This window comes from Clostridium culturomicium (genome assembly GCF_000821305.1).
GTDB classification, from domain to species: domain Bacteria; phylum Bacillota; class Clostridia; order Clostridiales; family Clostridiaceae; genus Clostridium_J; species Clostridium_J culturomicium.
In genome coordinates this window covers 1,480,819-1,492,955 of record NZ_CCXK01000017.1, presented here as the reverse complement: position 1 = coordinate 1,492,955, position 12,137 = coordinate 1,480,819, and the positions used below count along the sequence as shown (strand labels likewise).

The following is a 12,137-nucleotide window of genomic DNA, read 5'->3' as shown; positions in this document are numbered from 1 at the left end:
TTAATTTAAAGACAAAAGTTTAGTACTTTAAAAAGATAATAAGCAACTGTACCATGTAAGGGAGATAAAATGAATAATAGAAATTATCATATAGACAATATCAAAGCCGTTTTAATATTTTTAGTAGTATTCGGACATATTATAGAACCATTAACATTTCATCCTAAAGTAAAGTTTATATATTTGATAATTTATTCTTTTCATATGCCTGCATTCATTTTTGTATCAGGATATCTATGCAGACTAAGCAAGAACAAACTAAGAAATGTTGTAAAAATGTTATTTCTATATATAGTTATGCAGGTTATATATACTCATTTTACTATTAATGTTTTAGAAATGCCTAATACAATGCAGTTTTATGTACCGTATTGGATATTATGGTTCTTGCTTGCTATAGCTTTTTATTATACATTTGTGGAATTCTTTGATGTAACACCGTTTAAGATATTTTTAATAATAATTATAGTTCTATGGGTTACAGGTGGAAATCAATTAGGGTATGAATATAGTTTAAGTAGAATAGTTTACTTTTTACCATTCTTTTTGATTGGATATGTTGTAAATCAAAAAAATATTGAGTTAACAGCGAATATTTTTGCAAGAGTGTTTATCTTTACAGCATTTATATATCTATGTTACATATTAATATCAGATATTGAAATTATTCCGTTGAATTGGTTTTATGGTGTTACAGGATGGAATGATGTAGGTGTAAATCAAGAGGTAGCACTAAAGACAAGGATTATTACTTATATGTTTTCTGCACTAGGAATATTATTTATATTAGCTTTTGTACCAAGAAAAAAGACAATAATTTCTTACATTGGAGAATATACATTACCGATTTATCTTATTCATGGATTTTTAGTTCAGTACCTCAATAATAAAGGAACTATATATGCAGAGCAGACAATGAAGCAATGTTTGATTACTGCAATTAAATATTCAATGATGATAATTCTTGTAATAGTTGTAAGTATATATGTATATAACTATGTAAAGGGGTATTTAGATAAAAAGAAAAGCAATGGTGACTTAAGAGTAGAAAGTATTAAAAGCATTAAGGTATATGAAGATGTAGAAAATTTTTAGAAGAAAAATATATAGATATTATTCTGGTAAGATGAATTATTTATTTGAATTTTATGTATTTAATTTAACAGAAATATCCTATGTTTTAGTATGGTAGGATGGATTATAAAATACAAAAAAAGTTGTTAATTATGAAACGTTTTGATTATAGAAATCAGCTTCACATACTTAATGTGAAGCTGATTTTTTTAGAATACATTTTTGTTTGTATGATATGGTTAACGTTACATTTTTAAGAATAAAATAAATGATAATAATTTTATAATAAAGATATATTCAGGTATAAAACCTTTCAATAAGGACCAAAATAAGAGTATATAAATAACTTAATTATCTCTTGAAGATGAAAAATTATGATGAAAATCTTAAGATTAAGTTATGGTTATTGATTAAATTAGAAAGTTATAGTAATATTAATTGAGTTCGAAAATATCATTTTATAAGAATTCTGGTGATTTAATAAGAGAATATGTTACTAAAAAATAAATTTTGTTTCTAATTAATGATAAAAATTAATTAGATAACAATCTATGGTAAGAATAAAAATGATGTGATATAATCAAAATCAAATATGATAGACAAGCAGTTAAAAAAAGTATAATATGTATATATTAAATACAAGAAATTTTTGAGAAAATTATAATTTAAGATTTTTTATATCGTATTAATATAAGAGGGGCGCAACGGAAGGGTTGATACATAATTAATAAAAATGAATATTGAAATAGTATTAGTTAAATCTAATTTAAATATAAGTGAGGGATTAAAGTGAAGAGACTATTCGATTTGATTATAAGTTTTTTTGCTGTAGTAATATTATCACCTATAATGATTATAATAGCTATAATAATTAAACTTCAAAACAATGGATCGGTTATATTTAAACAAACAAGAGTTGGAAGGAACAATAAGGATTTTACAATATACAAGTTTAGAACTATGTTGGAGAGTGCTCCTAATATAGCAACTAATGACTTGAAGGATCCAGATGTATATATTACTTCTATAGGTAAAATCTTAAGAAAGACAAGTTTAGATGAACTTCCTCAGTTATTTAACATACTAAAAGGCGACATGAGCTTAGTAGGTCCACGTCCAGTAATAAATAACGAAAGCGAAAGTGGATTGTTAGAAGAGAGAACAAGGTTAGGAATAAGTGCGCTAGTACCAGGTTTAACAGGATGGGCACAAGTTAATGGTAGAGATGATATTTCAACAGAGAAAAAGGTTGCTCTAGAAGAAGAGTATATGAAAAAGCAGTCATTTTTATTTGATTTAAAAATATTAGTAATTACTTTTTTGAAGGTTTTTAAACAAGAAGGAATTGTAGAAGGTGCAAGTGAAGTTTCTCCTATTCCTGCACAAAGTAATTTGCCAAAAACAGAAGATGAAATAAAGAACGTTATTTAGAGTAATATTTTATCTTATGGTTCCAAAGACAGAGGTAATGTCAAATTTGGAAATTAAGAGTAAGAATAAAAAATGATATCCAATCTCTTTAAAAATAAAGAGTTTGGATATCATTTTTCTTTATAATAGATTGAAATTATTTCTATGCCTTATCTTAATTAAGAGAATTATGTTATTGTAAAAAAGTAATAAAAGTTTTGAATTATTGTTAAATTACATGCTTTTAACAACATTATATTAGTAAGATATTTTATTTGGAAAGCTGTAACCAAACTGTAATCCTTTCTATGTTGATATACAACTTAATAAGTGATATACTGAGAAAAGTAATTTAATAAAATAGAACAATTATGCATTATTTTGAAGAAAAATGTTTTATGTAAAAATATAGTGCGTTCTAAAGGAGAATGAAATGAAAAATGAAGTTGAAGTAAGTATAATAGTACCAATATATAACGTTGAGAAATATTTGCAGAAGTGTATTGATTCTATCTTAAATCAAACTTTTAAGAATTTCGAGCTTATCTTAGTGGATGATGGTTCACCTGATAAATGTCCACAAATTGCAGATGATTATGCTTCAAAATATCCTGAAATTATTTCGGTTATACATAAAAAAAATGGTGGCGTTGGTGAAGCAAGAAACTTCGGGATTGAAAGCGCCAAGGGAAAATACATATTAATAATAGATAGTGATGATTATATAGAGCCTGATATGGTTGAGGCTATGTATGAAAATATAGTGAAATATAATTCTGATATTGCCATTTGTGGATTTAAGTCGGTTTCAGAGAGTGGTAATGTTATATCAGTTACAAAGGAAAACCTTCAAACGGGAAAAAGTTTGGCTTTAAAGGATAACAAAGAGATTCTTCTGACTAATCCTGCACCATGGAATAAGATGTACAAGAGAAGTTTATTTGAAGAGAATAAGGAAATTCGTTATCCAAGTGGAGTTTGGTATGAAGATATAAGAGTAACATTAAAGCTTTTAACTCAAGCAAAGACAATTACTTATGTTGATAAAGCGCTGTTAAATTATTTATGGAGAGAAGGATCTCAGACAAATAATAAAAATTGTAATAGAAATGTAGAAATTATTGCAGCCTTTGAGGACATAATTTCTTATTATAAAGAAAAAGATATATTTAATGAATATAAAGAAGAATTAGAATTTCTAACTATTCTTCATGTTTATATTACCGCTTCTGTAAGGGTCTTAATGATAGATACCAAGCATAATCTTTTGAAGGAGTTTAGAGAATATCTATATAATAATTTCTCAGAGTGGGAAAAGAACAAATACATAAATGAATTAGATAAGAATAAAAAGCTTATTTTAAAGCTGCTTAACAAAAAGCAGTATTTTTTAATAAAAGCTATATTCACTGTTAAAAATAAGCTTAAAAAATAAGGAGTAAAGAAATGAAGGTAAGTGTAATCGTTCCTGTATATAATGTGGAGGAATATCTTGCACCATGTCTTGATTCTCTTGTGAAGCAGACTTTGCAGGATATTGAGATAATAGTTGTAAATGATGGCTCCCCAGATAACAGTCAAGAGATTATTGATAGATATGTTAAGAAATATCCTAATCTAGTAAAGGCTATGATTAAGGAAAATGGAGGTCAGGCAAGCGCTCGAAATATGGCTTTAGAAATCGCAAAGGGAGAATATGTTAACTTTGTTGATAGCGATGACTGGGTAAAAATCGATATGTATGAGAATATGTATAAAAAAGCTAAGGAAGAGGATGCAGATATAGTAGTTTGCAATACAACGGACTATTATAAGGATTATGCCGTATACCATAAGCCAGCGGAATTTACAAATAAATTAAAGCAGACCCCATCACCTTGTAATAAATTATTTAAAAGAAGTTTTATTGGAGATTTACGCTTTCCAGAAGGTAAGATGTGGTATGAAGATTTTACTTTTGTAACAGAGCTGTTAATGATGACAGATAAGATTGCACGTTGTGAAAATGATTATTATCAATGCAACTGCAGAGAAGAATCAACCATGTCAAATAACAATTCTCCCAAAAATCTTGATATACTTAAGGCTTTGGATTTAATTATTAAGTTTGCAAAAGACAACAACTTATATGATAGATATAAAGAAGACATTGATTTTATGATTATTGATCATATTTTAATTACGACAATTAATCGTGTAGCGAAGCAGACTCATCCTGAGAAGGAAAGAGTTATTGAAGGGTTAAGGGAATATGTGAAAAATCAACTTCCGAATGTTAAAAAGCTGAAGGTTTTTAAGGAGATGCCGTTAAACCGTAGAATTGTGGCAGCTTTAAATCTTCAGGGGCTTCACAATGTATCAAAGGCAATTCTCTCTATTAAAGCAAAAATATAAGGTAAGCGAAATTATAGAGGTGGTACAATGAGTAAAAAAATATACATAACAGCACTTCACCTTCTTCATGGTGGAGTTGAAATGTCCATAAGCTTAATTGCAAATGCTTTAGTGGAAAAGGGCTATGAGGTGGAAATCCTTTGCTCTTATAATCTTGGGGAGCCTTCATATTCAATAGACCCTAAAGTTAAGATTACATATCTTACGGATTTAAAGCCTAACAAGGATGAGTTTAAAGCAGCAGTTAAAGAGAAAAACATAATCAACATATTAAAGGAAGGCTTATATTCAGTAAGAGTCCTTAGAGAAAAGAAAAGTTCCATGGCTAAAGCAATAAAGAATATTGAAAATGGAACAATATTATCAACGAGAAATGAGCATAGCGTACTTCTTTCAAAGTATGGAAAAGAACAGGTTAATAAGGTTGCACAGCTGCATCATGATCATAAATTTGATGGAAACCTTATAAAGGATTTTCAAAATAATTATTCTAATATTGATTATTTTGTGCTTTTAACAGAACTTTTAAGGGATGAAGTAGAGGAAATGCTAAAGGGACATAATGATAAAACAAAGTGTTTATGCATACCGAATTTTTTAGAAGAAGAAGAAATTGAAAATCTGCATAAAGAGAAGCAAGTTGTAGCAGTTGGGAGATTACATAGTGTAAAGGGATTTGACAGGCTTCTTGACATATGGGCAATTGTAAGTAAAGAATGTCCAGAGTGGAAATTGAAAATTATTGGTGGAGGCGAAGAGGAAGCTTCTATTAAGGGAAAAATCAATGAATTAGATTTAAATAACTCTGTTGAATTAACGGGAATGCTAAATCATGAGGAAACAATGAAAGAGATGTCTAAATCAGGTGTTTTTGCAATGACTTCACATTCAGAGGGATTTCCTTTTGTTTTAATTGAAGCACTAATGTGTAGCACACCAATTGTAGCCTTTGATGTGAGGGTAGGTCCTAGAGCAATTATCGAGGACGGTAAAGAGGGATACTTGATTCCGGATAAAGAACTAGAGCAATATGCAAATCAGTTAATTAAGTTAATGAAAGATGAAAATTTAAGAAATGAACTTAGTCAGAATGCTAAGGTTAAGTCAAAGGAATTTATGAAGGATAAAATCCTGGAAAAATGGATTGAAATCCTATAAAGCAAAGGAGTATTTAACTGTATGAAGAATAATATAGATACAAGAGAGAATTTAAGCAAATATGCAGCATCTTTCGTTATGATGTTGATTATTATACAGCCAATGTTGGATGTATTGTCTTATTGGTTAATAAAAGGAGATAATACCTCAATAACCACTATTTTGCGTATCTTAATGCTTGGAGTAATTGTAATTTATTCGTTTATAATATCGGATAATAAAAAGTTTTATTTTGTGTTTTATGGTGTAATGGCAGCATTTTGGGCATTACATATGATAAATGGATTTAGAATTGGGTATATTAGCCTATTTTCAGATATAGCTTTATTTATAAGGGTGGCTCAAATGCCAGCATTAACACTTTCCTTTATAACTTTCTTGAGGAAAAATAAGAATACAAAGAAAGCCATATATGAAGGATGTTGTCTAGCTTTTGTAATAGTAATAGGTGTTATATGTCTATCTTATATAACAAATACACCAGACTATATGTATTATGGTGTAGGAATAAAGGGATGGTTTTATTCAGGAAATGCTCAAAGCATAATTGTAACTGTGCTTGTGTGCATGACTTTATTATTTACCTATAGAACAAGAAATAAGTTTATATTTATAATGGGAGCATTTTTTGGATTTGGACTTTTATTCTCAAGTGGTACTAGAGTTACATTTTTCTCGATTTTTATTATTGCAATAGGGATATTGGTATTACTTGTATTTAATAAAGAGAAAAGCTGGATATATTACACAACCTTAGTTTTAGTTATGCTTATCTGTGGAGGTTTCTTTAATATATCTCCTATGGTAAATGAAAAAGATAAAATGCATGCAGGTTTTGAAGCAGAGCAAGAAAAGATTAATGCCAGCATAAATAACTCCGAATTAAAGATGGAGTATGGTGAGGATAAAGAAATTCCAGGAAAGCCATATACTCTAAATCAGTATAAAAAGATTTATGAACCATATCTTTGGATGTATAAGGATGCCATTGATGAATTTGGATTTGAAAAGTTCCTTGAGGAATATGATTATACAACAGAAGCTGAACAGCTTGGTAACAATAGATTGTATAAACAAACTATTGCAAGAATAAAATGGGAGCAACAGGATTTTTTAACTAAGTTAGTTGGATATGAAAGTGCTACTGTAAATTTAAATGGCAGCGTATATATGCCTGAAAATGATTTACCAATCTTATTATACTTTAATGGATATATAGGCTTTGGTTTATATGTTCTGTTTATTGCATATTTTGCAGTGTTAGCTTTAGTTGCCTTAATTAAAAACTTTAAAAATGTATTTACGGTGGAAACAGGACTTGTTGGAATAGCAATTATGCTAGTGCTTGGTTCATCACTTTTATCAGGATATCTTGTGGAAAGACCAAACGTATCAATCTACCTTTCAATGATGCTAGCTGTGGTTTACAGTATTACAGTTATTGAAAATGGCGTGAATCCATACTTAGGCTTGAAGAAATACAAGTAGAATGAGGTTTTAAAGTTTTAATTAGAAGGGAATTTTAAATATGAAAAATAATATTATTGTTCCTATTGGATACATGGGATCAGGTTCATCAGCAATAACAGATCTAATATCAGAATTTGAGGGATATGAAGCTAAAGCAGGAACCTTTGAATATATGTTTTTACATTGCCCCAATGGAGTATTTGACCTGGAAGACAAGCTTTTGATAGGAAACAATACTCTTCGTAGTGATGAAGCTTTGCATAGCTTTTACGATACTATGAAGCAGTTATATGATAAAAAATACTGGTGGGTAGGTCACTATAAAGATATTGTTGGTGAACAATTCCTATCAGTTACAAAGGAATTTATAGATAGCTTGATTCAATGTAAACCAGATTACTATTGGTACTATCAAGAAAATGTTAATACTAAAATGTTTTTTCAATTAATATTAAATAAGCTGGTTTCTACAGTTACCTTAAAAAAGGTGAAACTAAAGAAACCACTGCTTTATCCTGAAATTTGGCTTTCATATGTAAAACCAGAGGAGTTCTATGAAAAAGCAAAGATATATTTAGAAAAGGTTTTTGATATGATGGGGGTTAATGACCATAACATCATTTTAGACCAGCTTTTACTGCCACAAAATGTACATAGAATAGATAATTATTTTGATTCAAATTTAAAGGCTTTTGTTGTGGCAAGAGATCCAAGAGATGTATTTATAATAAATAAGTATATCTGGCCTTCAAAGAATGAATCAGTTCCATTCTCAACAGATGTGAAAGAGTTTTGTAAACAATATAGACTTCTTAGAGAAATGGAGAGAAGAACGGACAGTGATAAGGTTCTATATATCAGGTTTGAAGACCTTATATATAATTACGACGAAAGTGTAAAAAACATTAGCACTTTTTTAGGATTATCAGAAGAAGCTCATGTTCGCAAAAAAGAGAAGTTTAAACCGGAGCTTTCTATAAATAATACTCAGCTGTTTAGAGCTAACGATCAGTACAGAAAAGAAGGTAAATTAATAGCTGAATTATTACCTGAATACATTTATGACTTTCCATATGAGAATGAGCTTAATGTAAATAAGACATTTTAATGTAAAGTGATGGGAGATATTATGAAACAACTATTAGAAAAAGTTTATAATAAAAGTCAAAGGGAATTCTTTGAGATAATAGAAGATAATTTAAAAAGTGAAAATAAGATGTTTATTGTAACTGCAAATCCTGAAACATTGATGATTGGTGTGAACAATCCAGAGTTTCATGATATATTAAAAAAGGATGAGGTTACAATCACCCCAGATGGAATAGGTGTTGTTAAGGCTCTTTCAGCCATAGGTAGGAATGTGAATGAGCGTATAACAGGGGTAGACATTGCAAAGAAGCTTTTAGAAGAAGGAAATAAGAATAACAAATCAGTATATTTATATGGTGCAAAGCCAGAAGTACTTGACGCTCTTGTAGCGAAGTTAAAAAAGGATTATCCCAATTTAATTATCGCAGGAGCAAGAGATGGCTATAATAATGATGAAGATGAAGTGTTTAAGGATATACTTGAAAAGCAGCCGGATATAGTCCTAGTTGCATTAGGAATACCTCGTCAGGAAATACTGATTAATAAGTATTATAATAAACTAGATAAAGGAATTTGTGTTGGGGTTGGAGGAAGCTTTGATGTTCTTAGTGGAACAAAGAAAAGAGCTCCAGAGATATTTATTAAATTAAACCTTGAATGGCTTTATCGTATTGGAAAAGAACCAAAGAGATTTGGAAGGTTTTATAAGAGTAATGTAAAGTTTATAAAAATAATAAATAAATTAAAACAGGAGGGAAAATAATGAAGACTATAAAAGTCATGACAATCTTCGGTACTCGTCCTGAAACCATTAAAATGGCTCCCGTTGTTAAGGAGCTTCAAGGAAGAAAAGAAATAGAAACCATCGTATGTGTTACTGCACAGCATAGACAGATGCTTGACCAAGTGCTTCATACCTTTGATATAAAGCCAGATTATGATTTGAATATAATGAAACAAGGGCAGACCCTTACAGATATCACTGTAAATGTTCTAAAGGGTATTGAAGAAGTCATTATTAAAGAAAAGCCTGATATAGTTTTAGTCCATGGAGATACAACAACAACCTTTGCAGGGGCTCTGGCTGCTTTTTACCAACAGGTTGCAGTTGGACACGTTGAAGCAGGTCTAAGAACTTACAATAAGTATTCTCCATTCCCAGAGGAAGCAAACAGGCAATTCGTTGGCGTTGTATCAGATATGAACTTTGTTCCAACAGAAAAAAGCAAGGCTAACCTTTTACAAGAAAAAAAGGATCCGGCTACAATCTATGTGACTGGAAACACAGTTATAGATGCTTTAAAAACAACAGTTAAAGAAGATTATAGCCATGAAGTAATTGAATGGTCAAAGGGAAGCAGACTAATACTTTTAACTGCACACCGTAGAGAAAATCTTGGAGAGCCAATGCAACATATGTTTAAAGCGATTAGAAGAGTTGTAGATGAATATGAAGATGTGAAGGTGGTTTACCCAGTACATATGAATCCTTTAGTTGTTGCAGCGGCAAAAGAACATTTTGGAGATTGTGACAGGGTTAAACTTATTGAGCCATTAGATGTATTTGATTTCCATAATATAATGAATAAAACCTATTTAATCTTAACTGACAGTGGTGGAGTTCAAGAAGAGGCACCATCTTTAGGAAAGCCTGTAATAGTACTCCGAGATACAACAGAGCGTCCAGAAGGAGTGGAAGCAGGAACCTTAAAATTGGCAGGAACTAATGAGGAAAATATATACAATATTTTAAATGACTTATTGAGTAATGAAAAAGAATATGAAAGAATGAGTAAGGCTTCAAATCCATATGGAGATGGATTTGCAAGCAAACGAATTGTAGATGAAATTATAAAGAAATTTCAGTAAGAGTTTAGAAGTTATAATTCAGAAGTGATGCTCCAGATCTTTGATTTGTGTAGCAGAACTTCCACTGTGTGCATCTTTGATTGGATATAGTATAACTTACTCCTTCCAATAAGTATGAGATGGAGTTTCTTTACGGATTTCGTTGTAGTATTCTTTAGCATAGCAGCTTTAAAAGTGTTGTTATAAAGAAGGTTAGGAGTTAATTATGAAACAAAAATCTGTAGCTAAGAATGGTTTTTATAAAGCTATATTAAATATTTTTAATTTATTGGTGCCATTAATTATCGGACCATATATTACGGGATTACTATCCAAGGATTTATATGCGTCCTACAATAAAATATTTGCTGAGTTTAGTATATTTTTAGTAATTGGTGCTTTTGGAATATATAATTATGGTTTAAGGGAAATAAGTAGGGTTAGAGATAATCCTGAAAAAAGAGATAAATTATTTACAAGTCTATTTTTAACTGGAATTATCAGTAACATAGTGATGGTAATAATATATGTTGCCTATGCTTTCTTAAGGTCAGAATCTAAAATTGAGTTATTTCTGTATTTTACAATGATAATTCAAATTGTTGCTCAAGTATTTTACATTGAGTTTGTAAATGAAGCAAATGAAGATTATGTGTTCATTACAAAGAAAACGATAATTGTGCGTACATTATACTTGATTTCTATACTAGTATTTGTTAGGAAGCCAGAAGATATTTTACCGTATTCAATTGTTGTATCAATGACGGTATTATTAAACAACATAATTAGTTATTTTTACATAAAACGAACTGTTCGCTTTAATTTCAAGGGTGTTAAAATTAAACATCACTTTATTCCATTATTTGTTGCTTTTCTTATTGCAAATGTTGAGATACTATATACTCAGTTGGATAAAGTTATGTTAGGAAATTTTGTCAGTGATATTTCTGTTACAGAATATACATTACCTACAACTTTAGTAGGAATGATTGCTGCAGTTCCTTTAGCACTTATTTCAGTTGTTATACCAAGATTATCTTCTTATATTGGTAGTAATGATAAGGAGCAGTATAAGGAACTATTAAATAAAACAATAAATAATTATATGTTAATAGTGATTCCAATGTCTATTGGAATGTCGGCTTTAGCTATTGAAATTATGGAGTTTTACTCTAAAGGTAAATATACATATATATATCCAGTGCTTATAGCTGCAGGCTTTGCGAGGATTATCTATGGATTCCAATCAATAGTAATTAACCTTGTAATGTATTTGAATTCAATGGAAAAGCCATTAACCTTATTCCTTTTAGTATTTGGTATATTGAACGCAATATTTAATACTACCTTACTAATATTAGGTAAGCTTACACCAGTTTCTGCCTTAGTAACAACAGCGCTGTCTGTATTGCTATTTACAACATTTAGTTATTTCTATACAAAAGCCAAAGTACATGTTGAGTATAAGCTTTTAACAAAAAGAATTATTGGTTATTTAACTGTAAGTTTAACTTTTTTCCCAATTGCAACATATATCAGGGGGTTAGGGTTATCTATGTGGCCAACAATTTTCATAGTAATGGCAATATGTGCAACGATTTATGTAGTGTATCTTGTAGTTTCTAAGGACACCTTTGTATTAGAAGCTTATGATATAGTAAAAAGAAAGATTAAGAAATAAACCGAAGCAGTAA

Annotated in this window: 10 protein-coding genes; all 10 read left to right on the top strand. The window is 29.8% G+C overall.

Annotated elements, in window-relative coordinates; all coding sequences use genetic code 11:
* Positions 1 to 69 precede the first annotated feature (69 nt).
* The 10 genes from BN1075_RS19465 to BN1075_RS19420 all read left to right on the top strand — a co-directional run bounded on the left by BN1075_RS19465 (position 70) and on the right by BN1075_RS19420 (position 12,124).
* A complete protein-coding gene (locus BN1075_RS19465; RefSeq protein ID WP_040194972.1) occupies positions 70 to 1,095 on the top strand; it encodes an acyltransferase family protein in 1,026 nt (341 codons plus the stop codon).
* Positions 1,096 to 1,863: 768 nt separating this feature from the next.
* Positions 1,864 to 2,505 (top strand): sugar transferase, encoded by a 642-nt coding sequence (locus BN1075_RS19460; protein ID WP_042387474.1) that lies wholly within the window; start codon positions 1,864 to 1,866, stop codon positions 2,503 to 2,505.
* Positions 2,506 to 2,917: 412 nt separating this feature from the next.
* A complete protein-coding gene (locus BN1075_RS19455) occupies positions 2,918 to 3,919 on the top strand; it encodes a glycosyltransferase family 2 protein (protein WP_040194971.1) in 1,002 nt (333 codons plus the stop codon).
* Positions 3,920 to 3,930: 11 nt separating this feature from the next.
* Positions 3,931 to 4,878 carry a glycosyltransferase family 2 protein gene (locus tag BN1075_RS19450; RefSeq protein ID WP_052406656.1) on the top strand — a complete coding sequence of 316 codons (948 nt, stop codon included), beginning with the start codon at positions 3,931 to 3,933 and terminating at the stop codon, positions 4,876 to 4,878.
* A gap of 27 nt (positions 4,879 to 4,905) precedes the next feature.
* Entirely contained in the window at positions 4,906 to 6,036 is a 1,131-nt protein-coding gene (locus BN1075_RS19445) for a glycosyltransferase (protein WP_040194970.1), read from the top strand.
* Between the two features lie 21 nt (positions 6,037 to 6,057).
* Positions 6,058 to 7,524: an O-antigen ligase family protein gene (locus BN1075_RS19440; RefSeq protein ID WP_040194969.1), complete on the top strand. Its 1,467-nt coding sequence runs from the start codon at positions 6,058 to 6,060 to the stop codon at positions 7,522 to 7,524.
* Between the two features lie 40 nt (positions 7,525 to 7,564).
* Positions 7,565 to 8,614: a sulfotransferase domain-containing protein gene (locus BN1075_RS19435; protein WP_040194968.1), complete on the top strand. Its 1,050-nt coding sequence runs from the start codon at positions 7,565 to 7,567 to the stop codon at positions 8,612 to 8,614.
* A 21-nt stretch (positions 8,615 to 8,635) separates the two neighbouring features.
* Positions 8,636 to 9,358 carry a WecB/TagA/CpsF family glycosyltransferase gene (locus BN1075_RS19430; protein WP_052406655.1) on the top strand — a complete coding sequence of 241 codons (723 nt, stop codon included), beginning with the start codon at positions 8,636 to 8,638 and terminating at the stop codon, positions 9,356 to 9,358.
* A complete protein-coding gene (gene wecB / locus BN1075_RS19425) occupies positions 9,358 to 10,464 on the top strand; it encodes a non-hydrolyzing UDP-N-acetylglucosamine 2-epimerase (protein ID WP_040194966.1) in 1,107 nt (368 codons plus the stop codon). The genes BN1075_RS19430 and wecB overlap by 1 nt, the downstream gene beginning before the upstream one ends.
* Before the next feature lie 205 nt (positions 10,465 to 10,669).
* Positions 10,670 to 12,124, top strand: coding sequence for an oligosaccharide flippase family protein (locus BN1075_RS19420; protein ID WP_040194965.1), 1,455 nt, complete (start codon positions 10,670 to 10,672; stop codon positions 12,122 to 12,124).
* Positions 12,125 to 12,137: the final 13 nt, after the last annotated feature.

Bases quoted from the DNA above. Each gene is read 5' to 3' on its own strand.
- BN1075_RS19445 (WP_040194970.1), top strand. From the start codon at position 4,906: ATGAGTAAAAAAATATACATAACAGCACTTCACCTTCTTCATGGTGGA.
- BN1075_RS19440 (WP_040194969.1), top strand. From the start codon at position 6,058: ATGAAGAATAATATAGATACAAGAGAGAATTTAAGCAAATATGCAGCA.
- BN1075_RS19430 (WP_052406655.1), top strand. From the start codon at position 8,636: ATGAAACAACTATTAGAAAAAGTTTATAATAAAAGTCAAAGGGAATTC.
- BN1075_RS19450 (WP_052406656.1), top strand. From the start codon at position 3,931: ATGAAGGTAAGTGTAATCGTTCCTGTATATAATGTGGAGGAATATCTT.
- BN1075_RS19455 (WP_040194971.1), top strand. From the start codon at position 2,918: ATGAAAAATGAAGTTGAAGTAAGTATAATAGTACCAATATATAACGTT.
- BN1075_RS19435 (WP_040194968.1), top strand. From the start codon at position 7,565: ATGAAAAATAATATTATTGTTCCTATTGGATACATGGGATCAGGTTCA.
- BN1075_RS19465 (WP_040194972.1), top strand. From the start codon at position 70: ATGAATAATAGAAATTATCATATAGACAATATCAAAGCCGTTTTAATA.
- wecB (WP_040194966.1), top strand. From the start codon at position 9,358: ATGAAGACTATAAAAGTCATGACAATCTTCGGTACTCGTCCTGAAACC.
- BN1075_RS19420 (WP_040194965.1), top strand. From the start codon at position 10,670: ATGAAACAAAAATCTGTAGCTAAGAATGGTTTTTATAAAGCTATATTA.